The organism is Pseudodesulfovibrio sp. zrk46, assembly GCF_012516435.1.
GTDB lineage: Bacteria > Desulfobacterota > Desulfovibrionia > Desulfovibrionales > Desulfovibrionaceae > Pseudodesulfovibrio.
In genome coordinates this window covers 3,220,043-3,238,587 of the sequence record NZ_CP051216.1, presented here as the reverse complement: position 1 = coordinate 3,238,587, position 18,545 = coordinate 3,220,043, and the positions used below count along the sequence as shown (strand labels likewise).

Sequence of the window (18,545 nt, the reverse complement as noted above, 5' to 3'; positions counted from 1 at the left end):
AATTTGCTTATAGATTCCAAAACACTGAATTGGAGGGCAAATCATTCCATGAATAATCCCAGTGCAAAACAAGCAATTGAAATCATCGACGACCTTGTGATCAAAACTTTAAACACGCAGAACGCCTTTGAAAGGGCAATAGAACATCTCCTCAAAGAGGCTGAACGCATAAGAACTAATGTAGACGATATCTACAAGCCCCTTTCTAGTGATCATTTGAGACAAATACTGCAAAATGTTTCCCTCATTATTCGAGAACTTGGGATGGTCGAAAAAGGGTTTGGGACATTACCAACTCAGCCACCCCACCCACAAATGACTTATGAAACAGAGATAGGGACGATTAAACAATAATAGCATTTGCTCTCTTGTACATGAGCCAAAAGGCCTTACGGTTAACCGTAAGGCCTTTTCATTTTTCTTGATTACTGTTGCTTATAGGATATCTGACTTGCAAGCAGCAGTCTCATCGATGTTATCGAATTCACTGTGTACCAACGTGGACATGGTAATATCCTTCCATATATCACGTATTGTCTGCTTCATTTTCTGTTGGCGACCAATATAGTGAGTGTGAAGCAATTCATGAGACTTCTGTGACAAAGGCCGTTCAAGAAAGTCATCATAGAGCTTCTGTACTAATGGGTTATTGTGAGACTGACGGTACTGAGATTTCTTATCTATTTTGTACAAGGTATCACGTCGCTTGAGCGCAAAGGGAAGATATGCTTTTTTGGAACGAAGATGCCCACCGCCGTCAACACAGCCCCCGGGACAAGCCATGACCTCGATGAAATCAAAGTCTGAACGTCCCGCCAGCACATCCTCGACAACAGCGCGCACACCTTTGAGACCATGGCACATAGCGAGTTTCACCTCTCCAATATTACCGCCGAGGTCCACCTTCGCAGAGCGAACGCCTTCAAAGCCTCGTAATGCTTCCACCTCTATCTCTTCAAGCTCCTTATCATTTACCGCATAATACATTGTACGAACAGCCGCTTCCATTACACCACCAGTCGTGGCAAAAATTGCCCCAGCACCAGAATATGCTCCCATATAAGGGTTGTCGAAAGTTGACGGTTCCAATGACTTGAGATCAATACCCTCACGCTTAAGAAGACGGGCAAACTCACGAATCGTAAGAACGACGTCTACATCCCTCATGCCATCCTTCTTGAACATACCACGCCCAGCCTCATCTTTCTTGGCAATGCAAGGCATGATGGAGATCACACGCACCTTTGACGGATCGATATCCATCTTCTCGGGCAAGTAAGTTTTAGCGATAGAACCAAAGCACTGCTGCGGCGAACGGGTTGATGACAGATGAGGCAGGATTTGTGGATAGTGCTTCTCTGCAAAATTGATCCATGCAGGACAACAGGATGTGAATAGCGGTTTATTGCCTTCGCCATGCTTCTTTAAAAGCTCGGTGCCCTCTTCCATGATGACAATATCAGCAGCAAAATTAGTATCCAGCACAACATCCGCACCAATGGCACGAATTGCAGAAATTACTTGCCCTTCCACATTGGTGCCAGCCGGGAGACCAAATTCCTCCCCGAATCCCACACGAATTGCAGGAGCAAATTGAAACACAGTGACCACATCTGGATCATAGAGATAATCAACAACTGTTTCGGTCTCGTCTTTCTCTCCCAGAGCACCAGTCGGACATACCAATACACATTGCCCACAGCTAACACATTCACTTGATCCTTGGGTCATACCTTGACGTACTCCGACCCCAGCTCCAGTACCGCGTCCAGCCATGACTAATGCGTCTACCCCCTGTCCATCTCGACAGATTTTGACGCAACGATAGCAACGAATGCACTTACCCATATCTCGAACAAAGCCTGGGGCTGTTTCATCCACTTCTCGATCAGCATTTTCCGGCTCATAGTACCGGGACTTTTGAAGTCCTACGAACTGAGCGACATCTTGCACTTCACAACTGCCGTGACGAACACAGGTAGCGCATTCCTGATCGTGATCAGCCAAAAGCAACTCTACCTGAAGGCGCTGCATTTCTCTCACTTGACGAGTTCGAGTGAATACCTCCATCCCTTCAAGAATTGGTGTATTACAGGCTGTAACTATACTGCCTTCTTCCTTGCCGTCATAACGAATCTCTACCAAACAGACACGACAAGTGCCTGGCTTATGATCAATATCCGCCAATTCGCATAAGGTTGGGATATAATGCCCACTTCGGCGTGCAGCTTCGAGAATCGTTTCGTTCACTTCCAGTGATATTTTTTTTCCATTGATATATGCGTACATGATCGACTCACTTTGCTGGTTTAGGCGCAGCCTTCAGGAATAGGATACTCAGTGACTAGTGCGTAAAGACGATAACAACGCAAACATCGTCCAGCCTCATGGTACGCTTCCTCGGGAGTAATCGTCTGCTCTACCTCGTTAAACAAAGTCTTCCGCACTTCCGGATCCATTTCCTGTATGGGAACACGGTAGAGATGCTGAACGGGAGTCCCAAGCCACTCGTCGGTCATTGTTTTGTATTTATTAATGATCTGGCGCATACGACTTCTGGGGAAGAAGCGGATTCTACCCAGTTGTAGGTAGTCATCAATAGAGCGAGAGGCTTTAAGACCATGCGCCATGGCATGAATCAAAGTGGAAGGGCCTAGTTGGCAGTCACCACCAGCAAACACTCCTGGGCGAGAGGTAGCCAAGTTAGAGCCATCCACATCAATACAGCCCCACTTATTTATCTTCACACCATCATTAGATTTAAAACAATCTCCTGCAACCCGCTGACCTATTGCCGGAACCACGGTACTAGCAGTTAGGACATATTCTGTTCCAGATTTCGCTTCCACCCCTCGACGCCCGCTTTGATTCGACTCAGTCTGAATCATTTCAACAAGTTCAACACCAGTAACGTTTCCATCTTTGGACAATATTCGGGTAGGATTGGTCAGAAAATGGAATTGCACCCCTTCCTTTTCGGCAGCCTCTATTTCCTCATGATCCGCAGGCATATCTTCCATGGTACGACGATAGACCAGATGAACATTCTCAGCCCCCATACGCAAAGCAGAGCGAGCGCAGTCCATGGCGACATTTCCACCGCCGACGATGACCACGTCACCAGAGAGTTCCATGTCCCCTCCTCCCTCAACGTGGTCATGAACACGGAGCAAAAATTCGATTCCAGGTTCATACCCAACAAGAGAAACGTCTTCACCATCAACATTCATTAAGCGGCCTTCGGAACAACCAAGAGCCAAAAATACTGATTTATAACCACGCTCAAAGAGTTCATTTACATCAAAATCACGCCCAAGTTTTTGATTATAGATGAACCTGCCACCAAGACGTTCAATAATATCTGTTTCTGACTTCAAGACGTCTTTTGGCAAACGATAACTGGGGATACCGATTGAAGCCATACCACCAGCTTCACCCATAGCCTCAAACACATCCACAGCATATCCCTTAAGCAACAAATGATAAGCGCAACTGACACCTGCGGGCCCAGCACCCACGACAGCGACTTTGAGATCGTCCGGCTGATGTTCAGGGATCAGCTCTTTTGAAAAAAGGTCATCATTCATTACCTGCTCATGATCTGCCACGAAACGCTTTAGGGTCTTGATTCCCACCGGCTCGTCCACCATGGAACGCTGACAGGCCATCTCACAAAATCGAACGCAAACACGACCACAAGTAGCAGCCATAGGATATTTCTGAAGGATAACACCCAACGAATGAGAAGGCTTACCATCCTTAATATAGTCGATATAACGAGGCACATTCACTTTGGCAGGGCATGCTTCGATGCACGGCGACGTTACATATGTCATGGTATGCTTGGCCGGTAGCAGATATCTATTTTGCTCCAACTGATCGCGAAAATGCGTCAATGCAGCTAGCAGGGCATTTGTACAGGACTGCCCGAGACCACACATAGACGTATTATGTACGTGATTAGCAAGCATCTCGACCTCGTCCAATACAGCATTTGTATCATCGATCTGCATATCCTCTGAGCGCAATCCAGCCAACCTGTCCCTAATCAGGCGGGTCCCCATGCGACATGGAGTACATTTGCCACAAGACTCTTCCGCAGCTTTGTCCATATACAGCCATAAAGCGTCGAGAAGACTTGCATCAGGAGAAAACACGAAAAAACCCCGATCCCCAACAAATGTGTTGATCGGGTTGCCCTGATTAAATGCATCAAACTCAGCAAACTCTGGATTTTCTTCAATCTCAAAGAGGTTTTTACCGCGATTATCAGTGATCTCTCCGCCCCATACACCATAAACAACTCGTGCCATTGATTCTCCCCTAAAAAATTACGTAGTCTTTGATGGTCGCAAGGGCATACATGATCTGCTTCGAGAATGGAAGGAAGAACGCATTCTATTAACATGACACACAATTTTCTAACTAATAAAACCCCATTAAAATCATACAATTCAGACAAAATTCTCGACATTACCCTTTTTTTCACATAGTAGCAACTTCTTAGATCTTTTTAAGGGGGGAATGATGGATATCCTTTTAGGACAACCATCAAAAAGGCACGGAAGTTGATCAACAAAACAACATAACCCACTGCTGTGCCATGCCGTGGGTATTTCTTTATAATATATACATTTTTAATACGACTGAAGATCATTTACTGTTTCACGTCACCCCCTTGCTAAGACACGTTTTTTAGATTAATAGCTAATTCGTGTTACATTTTAATCTTTCGTAACAACACGAAAGATATTGTTTGAGGTTATAGAGCCAATCATATTTTTTATGATCGGCCAGTCTTCAATCAACCCGAGCAAGGAGGAAACTATGCTTGAGATCGAAGGCATCAGCTACCAAAGCAACGCACCCAAAGGCGTAGATCCGGACGAGATCTTTTTCGTTCAGGTCGATGCAGACAAGTGTGAAGGCTGCGGTGAATGTAATTCGGCCTGTCCCACCGGGGCAATCCAACCCATCAATGATGATGACATCCACGGAGTCATCGACACGGCTGCCTGCGTAAATTGCGGTCAGTGCCTGGCAAACTGCCCGGTCGGCGCAATCTACGAAGGCGTATCCTATGTTGACGAGCTTTTCGAAAAACTGAAGGATCCCAACACAGTCGTGGTATCTATGCCTGCTCCAGCCGTTCGTTACGGTCTGGGCGAATGCTTTGGTGCCCCCACAGGCACCTATGTCGGCGGTAAGATGCACGCAGCCCTTCGCAAACTTGGCTTCGACTACATCTGGGACACCGAGTACGCTGCAGACGTGACCATCATGGAAGAAGGCACCGAACTTCTTACCCGCGTCAAGGAAGGCGGCAAGGGCAAACACCCTCTGCCCCAGTTCACTTCTTGCTGCCCGGGATGGATCAAGTTCGTTGAGTCTTACTACCCGGACCTGCTTCCGAATCTGTCCACCTGCAAATCCCCCGTGGCTATGCTGGGCACACTTGCCAAGACTTACGGCGCTAAAGAGACCAAGACCGACGCCAAGAAGATCTACACAGTCTCCATCATGCCTTGCGTCGCCAAGAAGTACGAAGGCTTGCGTCCTGAGATGAACCAGAGCGGTCATCGCGACATTGATGCCACCATCAACACTCGTGAATTGGCATACATGATCAAGAAGGCCGGTATCGAGTTCAATGGACTGAAGGATGAGAATCCTGATCCTGTTCTTGGTGAATCCACCGGTGCAGCTACCATCTTTGGTACTAGCGGCGGCGTAATGGAAGCAGCTCTTCGCCTCGCGTACGAGGAACTCTCCAACACCAAACTTGCAAACCCAGATATCAAGGTTGTTCGTGCACATGAAGGCATCAAGACTGCTGACGTAGAAGTGCCCAACTTCGGCACTGTGAAAATCGCTGTCGCCAGTGGCCTGCAGAACGCAGCAAAGCTGTGCGACGAAGTTCGTGCCGGCAAGTCTCCCTACCACTTTATCGAAATCATGACCTGCCCTGGCGGTTGCGTTAACGGTGGTGGTCAGCCTCTCGATCCGGAAATCCAGGCCTCCCGCTTCCGTAGCACGGTCGCCAAGATCAACCGTCGCTTCAGAACCCGCAAGCCCACCGCTTAAGGAGGAATGAGAGATGAAATTCAACAGACGTAACTTCTTGAAAGCAGGCGCAGTGATGGCTGGTTATGCCGTCCTCGGTTTCAACGTCACCAAAGAGGCAGTTGCTGCCGCCATGGAATTTGTGGCTCAGCGCCAACAGTCCGTCTACGCAGCCGACGCCAACCCCAAAATCTACAAGCTTCGCAAGTCCCAGGACAACCCTATGGTCAAGAAAATTTACGACCACAAAGACGGTTTCCTGCATGAAGGCCCCTGCGGTCATGAGTCTCATCATCTTCTGCACACCCACTATGTGGATCGCAGCAAGAAGCTGGAAGCACTCAAGGCCAAGGGCGTTGAGCTTGCTCTCTAATTAAATATACACTCCGACCTGCGGCAAGGATGCCATTCTGATCCAAGGGCCGGAAGACTCTCCCCCTCTCCGCTTCTAGCGGCACATTATCTCCCAGCATTTCAGTACATCACCCCTTTTGTGATACTTTTTCTAATTTAGTATGCAAAACATGCTACTTTTTTCTTGATCATGCGAAAGTATTCACATATACCCAGTCTTCAGAACACCTCCGTATATTCGGAGTTATCTACCTGCGGGAAGGGTTCGCCTAACCCCAGGGTGGAAGCCCGCTTGAGACAGCCTGCATTTTCAGGATTCACCATTTGTCGAGGGTTCCTGCCTTGTGTTCCCACACGTAGATAGCCCGGGGAGTGCTACCCCGGGCTTTTTCATCTTTATGGACCTTCGACCAAATAAAGGGAAAACGCATGGACAAACGACTCGGCATCATCGGCATCTTCATTCAAGACAGGAACGAATCCGCACCAGCGGTCAATAAAATTCTCGGTGAGAACTCTGATATTGTAGTTGGCAGAATGGGCATCCCTTTCCGTGAAAAAGAGGTCAACTGCATTAGTCTGATCATTGAAGCTACGACTGACGAACTCGGCGCAATGACTGGCAAACTCGGTATGCTTAACGGCGTCAAAGTAAAATCACTTCTTGCTTAACGGAGACAACCATGAAGAAAAACAGCACACTTAGTCAGGGACTGACAAATTTCATTGATGAAGAATTGATTTTCGAAGAGATTGCCAAGGCTGAAAACCCCAGCCCTAACCTAGTTCGCGAAGTTCTCAACAAAGGTCTTGAACGTAACGGCCTTTCTCCTTTTGAAACTGCCGTTCTGCTCAAGAATACCGACCCCGAACTTGATGAAGCGATTTTTGAGACGGCCATGTCCATCAAACAGGGCATCTATGGCAACCGACTCGTTCTTTTTGCCCCTCTTTATATTACAAATGAATGTGGCAACCAATGTGAATACTGCGGTTTCAATGCGAAGAATCGGGATTTGGAACGCCGCACACTCAACAGTGATGAAATCCGCGCCGAAGTCGAGGTACTAGAGAATCAAGGACATAAGCGCCTTCTGCTCGTATACGGTGAACACCCCAAGTACGATGCAGACTGGATTGCTCAGACTGTACGTGACGTATACTCTGTCACCACTGACAAAAGTGGTGAAATTCGAAGGGTTAACATCAACTGTGCACCGCTGGACGTAGCAGGATTCCGCAAAATCCACGAAGTAGGTATTGGCACCTATCAGTGTTTTCACGAAACATACCATCGTGAGACATACGAAAAGCTGCACACGGGCGGTCGCAAAACGGATTACCTGTGGCGTCTCCACGCAATGCATCGAGCCATGGAGGCAGGCATTGATGACGTTGGCATGGGAGCACTCTTCGGACTTTATGATCCGACCTTTGAGGTCCTCGGCCTGCTCCATCACGCAAAACAATTGGAACGCGATTACGGCGTCGGTCCCCACACGATTTCTTTCCCACGCCTTGAACCGGCGCTTGGAGCAGAAATTGCTTTTAATCCACCCCACCCGACCTCCAAGCACGACTTCAAAAAAATCGTCGCTGCCCTACGTATAGCGGTACCATACACTGGACTTATTCTGACCACCCGCGAAAATGCAGAATTTCGCCGCGAACTCATTGAGGTGGGCGTTTCTCAGATCTCGGCTGGATCTCGCACATATCCAGGTGCATACAGCGATCCAGAGTACGATCGTCCTGATGTTCAGCAGTTCTGTATCGGTGACAACCGTAGTCTTGACGAGATCATTCTCTCTATCGCGGGGGAACACGGCTACGTGCCTTCCTGGTGTACTGCTTGCTACCGTATGGGGCGCACTGGCGAACACTTCATGGAACTTGCTAAGACGGGTTTCATTCAGGAGTTTTGTCTTCCTAACGGATTATTAACCTTCAAGGAATACCTTGAAGACTACGCATCCGATGAAACAAAGGCAGCAGGTAACGCCCTGATTCAACGCGAAGTAGAGGCCTACGACGATCCAAAGAGAAAAAAGATACTCATGGACCGTCTAGCCCGAATGGAAGCAGGCGAACGAGACTTGTACATCTAGGACAAGACCATGACTACACACGACGCCCACACACGCCGCGAACGCGACGCGCTAGGCGAATTGGATATCCCCGCAGGGTCTTACTTCGGTATTCACACCCTGCGGGCGATACGAAACTTTCCCTTTTCGGGATATAGCCTCCGCTTCCCATTCATCAAAGCATTCGCGCAAGTAAAACAAGCATGCGCAGCGACTAACTCTTCCCTAGGTTATCTGAATGATGCCGAGAGCAATGCCATTATTAAGGCCTGTCGCGAAATGGAAAACGGAAAACTGCATGATCAAATTGTAGTAGACGCTTTCCAGGGTGGCGCAGGGACATCCACCAATATGAACTTCAATGAGGTTATCGCCAATCGGGCAGAAGAGATTCTCGGCGGCAACCTCGGAGAATACGAAAAGGTCCACCCCATCCATCATGTTAACATGCACCAATCTACGAATGACGTGTACCCCACGGCTTTGAAAGTTGCGTGCCTATCTCTCCTCACGGAATTGGAAAGCAAAGTTTCCAAACTCCAAGAAGTTCTCCAAGCCAAGGAGCACGAGTTCCGCGACGTGACGAAAGTAGGACGTACAGAACTAACAGACGCTGTTCCCATGACTTTGGGCATGACCTTCGGCGCATTTGCAGACGGGGCTGCCCGAGACCGTTGGCGTATATTCAAGAGCAGAGAACGCATCAAAAAAGTCAATCTCGGTGGCACAGCTATAGGCACCGGGCTTGGCGCTCCACGCGACTACGTCCTCAAAGTCACAGAGAATTTGCGCCACATCTGTGGTTTGCCCGTTTCTCGCGCAGAGAACTTAGTTGATGCAACTCAAAACATGGACTCTCTGGTAGAAGTCTCAGGCATGCTCAAGGCATACGCGTCCAATTTGATGAAACTCACTTCCGATCTTCGACTCCTTTCTAGTGGTCCAGCCACCGGTTTCGGTGAAATAACCCTGCCCCCTCTTCAAACAGGCTCTTCAATTATGGCAGGTAAAGTGAATCCGGTTATGCCTGAAGCCGTCACTCAAGCATCCCTTCAGGTAATGGGAAATGATCAAACAATAGCCATTGCTGCTGGTATGGGGCAATTGGAACTCAACCATCTCATGCCCCTTTTAGCGCATACCATGCTGGAATCGCTCACCTTACTCATTAATGCCACAGAAGGTATATCTACCCACTGCATCCCTGGGATCACAGCGAACCGAATGCGCTGTCTCAATCATGTTGAAAGAAGTAATACCTTAGCAACAGTTCTCGTACCTGTTCTTGGATATGCCAAGGTAGAAGAGTTAGTTGCAACCGCTCATAAATCCCAACGCACAATCCGCGAAGAAATAGTTCATCAGGGCATCGCCTCCCAAGAAATTATCGATGAACTACTGTCACCTAAACGCCTTTGCAAACTTGGCTTCACGCCTAATGAATTTGACGAGATAAGCAACTAATGAAACTCACCGCAGGACTTGCTTCCTTCAATCTGCCGGAACTATTCGGTAACGCATCAAAACGCATCATATTGCATGCTGCTATTTATGGCCCCTTCGCTCAATCAAAGCCTCACAGAAGAGCTTTGGCCAAAGCTTTAAGTAAAGATTCCTTCGCACGCCTCGATATCATAGCTTTAACTAAAAGCGGTACACAGTCTTGGCGATCAGATTTTCTCAATACATTGAGAAATGGAGCGTCGGAAGAACAGAAATTAAGAGAAATCCAAGCCTCAGATGACTTTTTAGAAAAGCTGCAGATAGCCTGTCCGACAAAAGTATTCGTTCACCCCCTGACTGCGTTGCCATGCCAGCCCATTATCATAGTGGACAATACAATCGTCTTCGGACAATACGCCCATTGCGGCATCTTCGCTCCACAAGGTTTTTGGGGATGTGTTCAGACCGATGTGAAAGCTTTGCTTGAGTGGAGGCAACAAGGAGTTACGCCTACATATGCCACAGATACCGAAGTCGCAGCATACAGACTCATCTGCGAATGCCTCAACGCAATGAAGTGTGAGGTGCATCAATGCATCATTTAAGCCGCAATGATATTCAGGCATATCTTGAAGGCCGAAACGATGAGGCACTTTTCGCTCTAGCTGCCGCTGAGAAGAAACGTGTCTTCGGTAACGACATATTCATCCGTGCTGTCATCGAATTTTCTAACCATTGCAATAAACGTTGCCAATATTGTGGATTACGTTCACCAAACAAAGAAGTCGCCCGCTACCGCATGCCTATTGAGACCATGTTGGACGCGGCAGAAATCGCAACGCAAAACGAAGTGGGAACCATTGTTTTGCAATCCGGTGACGATTTTCGATACACGACCGAGGATATTGGTGAATTGGTTAAAAGAATTCGAGAGCGCCACGATGTCGCCATTACTCTATCCGTGGGGGATCGAGGGATAGACGAATACGCTTATTGGAAAGATTGTGGCGCTGATCGCTGCTTGGTGAAACTAGAAACCACGGACTCTGATCTTTACGCTCAATATCGTATGGGCGAATCCTTTTCTCAACGGCTGGAGCGAGTGGATGCCTTACGCAAGCAGGGGTATGAAGTGGGCTCCGGTATTATCGTAGGCCTCCCAGGCATGAACGTAGAAACCACGTTGAACGATATTCTCTTTTTATCAAATCTCGATTTGGACATGATTGCGGCTGGCCCCTTCGTTCCGAATCCGCTGACACCGTTCGCCAACGATAATCCTGGAAGCATCAGCCTATCTCACCGTGTAACCGCTCTGCTACGCCTGCTAAATCCTGGCTCTAATATACCAGCAACTTCAGCTTTGACAGCATTACGTCATGAAAGCCAAGGAGAAGCTCTGTTACGTGGTTGTAATGTATTAATGCCCTCCATGACACCTGAGGAGCATCGCCGAGACTATAACATTTACCCAGGTAAAAACCGAACACATGCTACAGCGACGGCATCGCTCGCCGCCGCACGCAATACGATTGAATCACTTGGCCTTGTGCCGTCATCCTCCAAAGGATTTTCCAAAAGGATCAAATAATGAGCACCAAAGCCCCTCGAGGTGTGCGTCTTGTCATCGCACTAGCCGGTCGACGCAACGCAGGCAAATCCTCGCTAATAAACGCCATCACCGAACAAGAAATTGCCATTGTATCTGACCATCCTGGCACTACCACTGACCCTGTTGCAAAGCAGTACGAGCTACTGCCTCTAGGTCCAGTCACTTTTTACGATACGGCTGGGCTTGATGACGAGGGAGAGTTGGGTGAATTACGCATTAAAGCTACCCGCCGAATACTCTGGCGTTCCGATGTAGCTGTAGTCGTTGTCTCAGACCAAGGTATAACCGACTATGAGAAAGATATAATCAACGAAATCTATGAACTGGAAATCCCTTTCCTCATTGTCTTCAACAAATGCGATTTAACATCCCCCAAGGCCTCAGATATTGCCTTTTGCACAGAAAACGGCATCCGTCACATTATTACATCAGCAAAAGAGTTGGTGGGAGTAAATGACGTAAAAGAAGCTATCATTGACATCGCCCCCCCCGAGATCAAACGCGCCCCTGTTCTTGCTGGAGATCTTATTAGCGAAGGGGACTGGGTTGTCTGTGTAGTTCCCATCGACTTGGCTGCCCCGAAGGGACGCCTTATCCTACCTCAGGTGCAGGTACTCCGTGAAATTCTTGACTGTGACGCCATTGGTATCACGGTCAAAGAGCGTGAGATCGACGAGGCCATTTCTAATCTTCACCGCAAGCCAGCATTAGTCATTACAGACTCCCAAGTCGTCATGAGTGTTGCTGGAGATGTACCTGAGGACATCCCACTCACAACTTTCTCCACGTTGTTTGCCCGCTATAAGGGTGATCTTACGCGATTGGTAGAAGGCGCTGAAGCCATTGACCAATTGGAAGATGGTGACACTATCCTAATGGGTGAAGCATGTTCTCATCATGCCGTAGCCGATGATATTGGCCGAGTAAAAATCCCACGGTGGCTATCCCAGTACACAGGCAAAGAATTGAATTTCGAATTCTACTCAGGCCATGATTTCCCAGAAGACTTAGAGAGATTTAAACTCGCAATCCACTGTGGAGCCTGCATGATCAACCGTACGGAAATGCTACGAAGAATCAAAGAATGTAATCGTCGGGGAGTGCCAGTCACCAATTACGGCGTTGCTATTTCCAAACTGCAAGGGGTCTTGGATAGAGTATTAAAGCCCTTCAATCTGAGCTAAAAAAAGGCCTTACGGAATCCGTAAGGCCTTCTTACATTATTTAAACATCACTGCATCTATTTCCAAACGCTTTAATATCTTTTGCAAAGCAACCCTTGAAAGCCCACTTCGACGAGCGGCCTCAGACACATTGCCGTGCGCTTGAGTAAGTAGTTCTTCTACATAGGCACGAGTAAAATCGTCGACAACCTTTTCCTTCGCATCTTTATAGGGGGCAAGCCCTTGTGCTCCGCTCTCAGGGACACCATCTAAACCTTCTACTAATCGGATATGCGCCAATTCAATGGTGTCACTTGGAGAGAATACAGCCAACCTACGAATAAAATTTTGCAACTCTCGAACATTACCCGGCCAAGGTTTAGCAACCAAGCAAGCCACCGCGTCCGGAGTGATTTCCTTGGGTGAAATCTTCATCTCATCACAAGCGCTTTCAAGGAAATGATGAGTAAGCATGGCAATATCCTCACTTCGCTCACGCAAAGCAGGAACATTAAGGTTGAGGACGTTCAATCGATAATACAAATCCTCACGAAAACTGTTATCTTTAATTTTGTCTTCCAATGGCTGATTGGTGGAAGCAAGGATACGGACATCAACTGGAATGGTTTTGCTTGAGCCTACAGGTCGGATCTCCCCTTCTTGCAAAGCTCTCAGAAGTTTTGTCTGAATCCCCGGAGAGATATCACCAATTTCATCAAGCAACAAAGTTCCACCATTAGCAGATGCAAATATTCCCTTACGATCACGATCTGCTCCAGTAAAAGCTCCTTTCACATGACCAAAAAGTTCACTCTCCAATAGCTGATCAGGAATGGCCGGGCAGTTTACCGTAAGCATAGGCTTGTTGCGTCGCTTGCTCATTTTATGGATAGTTCTAGCAACTAATTCCTTACCGGTTCCTGATTCACCACGAATCAACACTGTATAATCTGATTCTGCAACAGCCGCCACACCATCCTTTAGACGCCTTATTGCATAGCTATCCCCCACTAACTCATTGGGCCCACAATACTGCTCCACCATTTCCTGCAACCTAGCATTATCACGCAACAACGAACTCCGTTCCAGACCTCGTTGAATAACTTGAAACAGTTCACCCGATTCTACAGGTTTGGTAAGGAAATCGTAAGCTCCAATTTTCAAGGCATCTACTGCTTTTGCGACTGTTCCATATGCCGTCAACATGACCACGCTTAACTCTGGATGAGCATCTTTTGCAGCTGTAAGCAAAGAAACCCCATCCATACCTGGCATATTCAAATCGGTGAGCATGAGTCCATAATAATCCCGTTGCAATTCAGCCAAGGCCTCTTCACCTGAATGAACAGCTTTAATACGCTCCTCAGGGTATTGACGTCCAATGAGTCGAGCCATTCCAACTGCAAAATCCTTTTCATCGTCAACAAGAAGAATGCCTACTGATCGATTCATTTTCCACCCCCGACATTTCTCTCGCGATTCACCGGCAATCGAATGAGAAAGACTGCGCCATCGTCTGCTTCAACATCAATGCTGCCTCCCATCTCTTGAACCAATCCGTAGACTACTGCCAAGCCAAGTCCGGTCCCCTTACCCACTTCCTTGGTCGAAAAAAACGGATCAAACAATTTCTTGCGATCTCCTTCGGCGACTCCTGGCCCATTATCCGCAACCTTAATTAACAACACGCTCTCTTCATCCCCCATAGATGCTGACACTTCAATTCGGCCAATTCTTGCTTCCACAGCGTCTAAGGCATTTTTAAGCAAATTAGCGAATATCTGTTCCACTGATTGTTCATTAGCAATTATCTGCGGTAAAGAATCGGCAACATCTGGAATGATCTCAACGCCCTTTTTCTCAGCCTGAACACGGAAGATATTCACTGCATCTGTTAGTGCTTTGCCGATATCAAGCCTAACAGGCTCTACACGCTTTGGCCGTGCAAAGTTAAGCAGCTCCTGAAGCACGTTCTCTGCTTGAGAAGCGTGCTTAATAATAATCTCTGCATCAGGAGCAATTTCTTGTCCTGCCTCTGCTCCTTTCAACAGTTCTGCATAGCATTTGATTACACCCAACGGATTATTAATTTCATGAGCAAGTCCTGCTGCCAACTGCCCGACTGTCGCAAGTTTCTCACTTTGCTGCATGGAGGAAAGCATCTGTTTTTCCTGTGTTACGTCACGAATGTAAACAACAGCTCTCCCTTCCTGTTCTTCTCCTTCGGCAACAGGAAAAACGGAAATGGCAAAAGAACGTCCATCCTCCACCACAACATCACGGGACATTGGCTCTGTGAGTTCAAGGGCAACTTGTATTGGACAATCGGCCAATAAGCCGTTCTCTCTGAACAGGCTCAATTCTTTACCTTCATCCAAAGCACCACCAAAGGACTTAGCCAATTCACGTGCAGCCTCATTTGCGAGCACCACACTACACATCCCATCCATAAGAAACAAAGGATCACTAATCCCTTCGACTATCGCCTGAAGCATATCTTTCTGACGCAACAAGTTATGCAAAGCAGTCAAATTTTCCATAGCAATGCCAAGCTGCTGCCCCAAGGCACGAAGTACATTTCTATCCTGCTCGGTTATACGAGCCCCTTCATCCCAACTGATCGATAGAATCCCTTCAGATGCAGCATCAGATGCCCCCACCGGGATATATGCTCGACCAGATTCATAATAGGGCCTGCATTCGGTAAGAATTTCCTTCCAGTTATCAGGCAACGTTGGTTTAGAGCCTTCATCCGGCCACGTATAAAATGTCTGAGAAGCGAGCATACATACAAAGCCGCTCTCTCTTGCCTGAAAACGTTTAACAATTAATGGCAAAGCATATCGCCACATTTCACGACGCGAATTACTTTTATTTAACCCATCAAGTAGTTGAACAAACAGTCCGACATCAGAGCGTCGTTCTTCTGCTTCAAGTTGTAGTTCTCCTGTACGCACTTCAACCATTTGTTCCAGATTTTCCGAATGCTGGCGAAGTTGATGATGCATTTCATGAACATGGTCACCAAGCTCTTCCAAGCCTTGAACCACTTCCTCAATCTCATCCCCATGTTCCAGTTTTTCTAATACTCCTATCTCAGCGTCTTCTTTGAAAAGCATGCGAAATTTTCGAGTCAACCTTCGAAGATTGGTCATGATCAATTTATTAAAAAACATCTGAACCAAGGCAAAAAACAACAACATGCCACCACCATATAGCGCAGCATACCCCACAGTGGCATCACGAATCTGACCAACAGCTCCTTCAACAGGAACGCCGACCACCACCAGCCCGGCAACTTCGTCTAGCTTATGACCGAATCCACGCTCACGACCATACCGGTCAAGTAGAACAGGCGGAGAGTCCTGAGGAACTCCATGGCAGGTAAGACAAGAAGCGCCGAAAACTACCGGACGAGCCTTAATAAAGTATTCCTTGCCCTCAACTTTACGATACCCTTCCCATGATTCGCCACCTGGATGAGCACGGAAGTAATCTAACAGTTCTTTCTCTTTTTCGTTAACCTCGAAAAGAGGATTACGTGCATTCTCCGCCACGCGACGATAATAGTATTCTGAGTGAGCCAGATTAAGACGATCCATTATTGCACGAGATATATATGAAGAAGACATAGCCTCGATAATGAACTCATCTTCAGGAAGTTCCTCGTACATTTTAGGACGAAGCACTTCGCGCACATACTGTTGTACACTAGAGACTTGGCTAAACACCAAGTCAGCCTTGTCCTTTACCTGCGAATCCAGCAGTGAACTGAGATGGAAATATAAGCTCGACGCAAAGAATACGCCTAGAAAGAGGACAATAGTCCCCAGCCCTAGCAGGAACTTCGCCTGCAGATTCTTCGGTCCGAACGCAGCCATATATCACTCCGGGTATTTCGCCCTTGTTCTCGGTTCGCGCCACCGCAAACCGGTGGCAACACGTTCTTGAGCGTAACGCACTTTTCATTTTTTTAACAACCCACTGTAAAATAGTCATAAAAGTGCAAACTCAAGACTGCCGACTGCTAACACAAGTTAGCATATCTGAGAACAGACAAAAGCACGAACACAAATAAAAACAGAAACTTAAAAGCCATCTAGTTTTTGGCACAAGCCTTGCCTATAGGGGGGTACTGCACACAAATTAAACCCAATAAGGAGAGGTTTAGGTATGGCTCAAGCTAACGTCGGACGTCCCGACAATACCCCCACATGGATCATCAGTGGAATACTGCTGATCTTTGGTGTGCTCGTATCCTCGGGCGCACTGACCGGTCTTCTGACCACCTTCAAAGTCCACAAGGCTATCGGACTAATGGAAATCCTCGGCTTTGCAGGCGGTGGTCTCGGAATTATTACTGCACTGTTACGCCAGTCTCGCATGAACAAACCCCAGACCAATCTTGATGTCTTTGTTCTGGAGACAATTCCTGGGATCCTGTTTATCCTGGCTCTGGCCATGGGCATCCGCTGGTTCGCAGAACCTGCAATCAAGATGATGAGTTCGGCGCTGGTACCGGTACTCGGTTTCAAGATCTACAAGGTCCTGAACCTGAACTACGTTGTTCTCGGTATCATCGTCGGTATCATCATCACCAACTCCTGGGGCATCCCCAAATTCGCCGCATCCGGTGTTAAGACCGCACGTTTCATCCTGAAAACCGGTGTTATCCTGCTGGGTGCTCGTTACTCCTTCGCCGAGCTTGCCAAACTGGGCATGGTTTCCGTCTGGCTGATCGGCTTCTTCGTCCTTGGCACCGTGTTCTTTGTCCTGTTCCTCGGAAAAATGTTCAAACAGCCCAAATCCATGACCGGCGTTCTGTCCGCAGGCATGGGCGTTTGCGGTGTTTCCGCAACCGTTGCCTGTGCACCGGTCGTAAAGGCTAAGTGCTCCGAGATGGCTTACACCATCGGTACCATCCTCGGTTTCGGTATCCTCTGCATGTTCGCTTTCCCGACCATCGGTAAGCTGGCCGGCATGAACGCAACCCAGTTCGGCGCATGGGCCGGTACCGGCATCCTGAACTCCGCCCAGGTCGCCGCTGCCTGTCTCGCCTTTAACGCAGTGGACATCAAGACCCTCAAGGTCGGTGAGATCTTCAACATCACCCGCGTCCTCTTCCTGCCCGTCATCGTCTTGGTACTCGCCACTTGGTTCGGCAAGCAGACCGGTCAAAAGCTGTCATTCAAGGAAGTTGTCATTGACAAGTTCCCCATCTTCATTCTCGGCTTCTTGCTGCTCTTCATGCTGTCCTCCTTCGGCCTCTTCTCACCGCCTAGCCACTATAAGGGCAAATACCTCGACTTCACCTACAATCAGCGTACCGAAGTCACTCCCGAGGAGCTGACTGTCATCCAGAAAGCCCACGAAACTGGAATCCCGGGCCTGAAAGCAGAAGAACAAGCTGCATTCTCCGACCTGGTCAAACAGCACCAGATCGCCGGTAACTTCGAGGATCGTGAAAACAAGTCCAGATTCGACGAAACCGCTCGTGAACGCATGCGTGGCCTCGAATCCATGCTCGCTCGTGACAAAGGTGGCGAACTGACGCTTTCCAAGGACGTTAAGGGTGCAGTCAAGCACGCCATCAAGCAGGTCAAGAAGGAATCTAAGACCCTGGTTATCCTGACTGACGCCATGATCTGGTTCTTCGCATACGGCCTCATCGGACTCGGAATGCAGATCACTCGTAAGTCCCTCGCTCAGGCTGGCGGCTGGCCCCTCGTCATGGGTGGCATCTCCGGTGTTGCCAAGGCTAGCCTGTCCTTCATCGTCGTCATGTACTTCGTCAAGGACGTTGTCCTTCACTAAAGGAGAAAT

General features: G+C 48.0%; 14 protein-coding genes. 10 read left to right on the top strand and 4 right to left on the bottom strand.

The window, feature by feature from the left end; all coding sequences use genetic code 11:
* The first annotated feature begins 48 nt into the window (after positions 1-48).
* Positions 49-354 carry a hypothetical protein gene (locus HFN16_RS14580; RefSeq protein WP_168891456.1) on the top strand — a complete coding sequence of 102 codons (306 nt, stop codon included), beginning with the start codon at positions 49-51 and terminating at the stop codon, positions 352-354.
* A gap of 81 nt (positions 355-435) precedes the next feature.
* Here the strand turns inward: HFN16_RS14580 and HFN16_RS14575 are convergent, their stop codons facing one another.
* A complete protein-coding gene (locus HFN16_RS14575) occupies positions 436-2,289 on the bottom strand; it encodes a 2Fe-2S iron-sulfur cluster binding domain-containing protein (RefSeq protein WP_168891455.1) in 1,854 nt (617 codons plus the stop codon).
* A 20-nt stretch (positions 2,290-2,309) separates the two neighbouring features.
* The gene (locus tag HFN16_RS14570) at positions 2,310-4,313 is read right to left on the bottom strand and encodes an FAD-dependent oxidoreductase (RefSeq protein WP_168891454.1); all 2,004 of its coding nucleotides are present in this window, start codon (positions 4,311-4,313) and stop codon (positions 2,310-2,312) included.
* A 514-nt stretch (positions 4,314-4,827) separates the two neighbouring features.
* On the opposite strand from HFN16_RS14570, the gene HFN16_RS14565 reads away from it, so the two are divergent.
* The 8 genes from HFN16_RS14565 to hydF all read left to right on the top strand — a co-directional run bounded on the left by HFN16_RS14565 (position 4,828) and on the right by hydF (position 12,743).
* The gene (locus tag HFN16_RS14565) at positions 4,828-6,084 is read left to right on the top strand and encodes a [FeFe] hydrogenase, group A (RefSeq protein ID WP_168891453.1); all 1,257 of its coding nucleotides are present in this window, start codon (positions 4,828-4,830) and stop codon (positions 6,082-6,084) included.
* A 13-nt stretch (positions 6,085-6,097) separates the two neighbouring features.
* Positions 6,098-6,436: an iron hydrogenase small subunit gene (locus HFN16_RS14560; protein WP_168891452.1), complete on the top strand. Its 339-nt coding sequence runs from the start codon at positions 6,098-6,100 to the stop codon at positions 6,434-6,436.
* Between the two features lie 410 nt (positions 6,437-6,846).
* Positions 6,847-7,089, top strand: a complete 243-nt coding sequence (locus tag HFN16_RS14555) for a TM1266 family iron-only hydrogenase system putative regulator (RefSeq protein ID WP_168891451.1) — start codon at positions 6,847-6,849, stop codon at positions 7,087-7,089.
* Positions 7,090-7,100: 11 nt separating this feature from the next.
* The gene (hydG, locus tag HFN16_RS14550) at positions 7,101-8,525 is read left to right on the top strand and encodes a [FeFe] hydrogenase H-cluster radical SAM maturase HydG (RefSeq protein ID WP_168891450.1); all 1,425 of its coding nucleotides are present in this window, start codon (positions 7,101-7,103) and stop codon (positions 8,523-8,525) included.
* Positions 8,526-8,534: 9 nt separating this feature from the next.
* The gene (locus tag HFN16_RS14545) at positions 8,535-9,968 is read left to right on the top strand and encodes an aspartate ammonia-lyase (RefSeq protein ID WP_168891449.1); all 1,434 of its coding nucleotides are present in this window, start codon (positions 8,535-8,537) and stop codon (positions 9,966-9,968) included.
* The gene (locus HFN16_RS14540; RefSeq protein ID WP_168891448.1) at positions 9,968-10,552 is read left to right on the top strand and encodes a hypothetical protein; all 585 of its coding nucleotides are present in this window, start codon (positions 9,968-9,970) and stop codon (positions 10,550-10,552) included. Before HFN16_RS14545 ends, HFN16_RS14540 begins: the two co-directional genes overlap by 1 nt.
* A complete protein-coding gene (hydE, locus tag HFN16_RS14535; RefSeq protein WP_168891447.1) occupies positions 10,540-11,538 on the top strand; it encodes a [FeFe] hydrogenase H-cluster radical SAM maturase HydE in 999 nt (332 codons plus the stop codon). Before HFN16_RS14540 ends, hydE begins: the two co-directional genes overlap by 13 nt.
* Complete coding sequence (hydF, locus tag HFN16_RS14530) at positions 11,538-12,743, top strand: [FeFe] hydrogenase H-cluster maturation GTPase HydF (RefSeq protein WP_168891446.1); 1,206 nt, start codon at positions 11,538-11,540, stop codon at positions 12,741-12,743. Before hydE ends, hydF begins: the two co-directional genes overlap by 1 nt.
* Before the next feature lie 36 nt (positions 12,744-12,779).
* On the opposite strand, the gene HFN16_RS14525 is transcribed toward hydF, so the two are convergent.
* Positions 12,780-14,174: a sigma-54 dependent transcriptional regulator gene (locus HFN16_RS14525; RefSeq protein ID WP_168891445.1), complete on the bottom strand. Its 1,395-nt coding sequence runs from the start codon at positions 14,172-14,174 to the stop codon at positions 12,780-12,782.
* Positions 14,171-16,603, bottom strand: coding sequence for a DUF3365 domain-containing protein (locus HFN16_RS14520; RefSeq protein ID WP_168891444.1), 2,433 nt, complete (start codon positions 16,601-16,603; stop codon positions 14,171-14,173). The genes HFN16_RS14525 and HFN16_RS14520 overlap by 4 nt, the downstream gene beginning before the upstream one ends.
* Before the next feature lie 292 nt (positions 16,604-16,895).
* Here HFN16_RS14520 and HFN16_RS14515 point away from each other — a divergent pair, with 292 nt between their 5' ends.
* Positions 16,896-18,536, top strand: coding sequence for a putative sulfate exporter family transporter (locus tag HFN16_RS14515; RefSeq protein ID WP_168891443.1), 1,641 nt, complete (start codon positions 16,896-16,898; stop codon positions 18,534-18,536).
* Positions 18,537-18,545: the final 9 nt, after the last annotated feature.

Excerpts from the sequence above, each read along its gene's own strand:
- HFN16_RS14515 (WP_168891443.1), top strand. The coding sequence starts at position 16,896 with ATGGCTCAAGCTAACGTCGGACGTCCCGACAATACCCCCACATGGATC.
- HFN16_RS14540 (WP_168891448.1), top strand. The coding sequence starts at position 9,968 with ATGAAACTCACCGCAGGACTTGCTTCCTTCAATCTGCCGGAACTATTC.
- HFN16_RS14570 (WP_168891454.1), bottom strand. The coding sequence starts at position 4,313 with ATGGCACGAGTTGTTTATGGTGTATGGGGCGGAGAGATCACTGATAAT.
- hydF (WP_168891446.1), top strand. The coding sequence starts at position 11,538 with ATGAGCACCAAAGCCCCTCGAGGTGTGCGTCTTGTCATCGCACTAGCC.
- HFN16_RS14565 (WP_168891453.1), top strand. The coding sequence starts at position 4,828 with ATGCTTGAGATCGAAGGCATCAGCTACCAAAGCAACGCACCCAAAGGC.
- HFN16_RS14545 (WP_168891449.1), top strand. The coding sequence starts at position 8,535 with ATGACTACACACGACGCCCACACACGCCGCGAACGCGACGCGCTAGGC.
- HFN16_RS14560 (WP_168891452.1), top strand. The coding sequence starts at position 6,098 with ATGAAATTCAACAGACGTAACTTCTTGAAAGCAGGCGCAGTGATGGCT.
- HFN16_RS14580 (WP_168891456.1), top strand. The coding sequence starts at position 49 with ATGAATAATCCCAGTGCAAAACAAGCAATTGAAATCATCGACGACCTT.
- hydE (WP_168891447.1), top strand. The coding sequence starts at position 10,540 with ATGCATCATTTAAGCCGCAATGATATTCAGGCATATCTTGAAGGCCGA.
- hydG (WP_168891450.1), top strand. The coding sequence starts at position 7,101 with ATGAAGAAAAACAGCACACTTAGTCAGGGACTGACAAATTTCATTGAT.
- HFN16_RS14525 (WP_168891445.1), bottom strand. The coding sequence starts at position 14,174 with ATGAATCGATCAGTAGGCATTCTTCTTGTTGACGATGAAAAGGATTTT.
- HFN16_RS14575 (WP_168891455.1), bottom strand. The coding sequence starts at position 2,289 with ATGTACGCATATATCAATGGAAAAAAAATATCACTGGAAGTGAACGAA.
- HFN16_RS14520 (WP_168891444.1), bottom strand. The coding sequence starts at position 16,603 with ATGGCTGCGTTCGGACCGAAGAATCTGCAGGCGAAGTTCCTGCTAGGG.
- HFN16_RS14555 (WP_168891451.1), top strand. The coding sequence starts at position 6,847 with ATGGACAAACGACTCGGCATCATCGGCATCTTCATTCAAGACAGGAAC.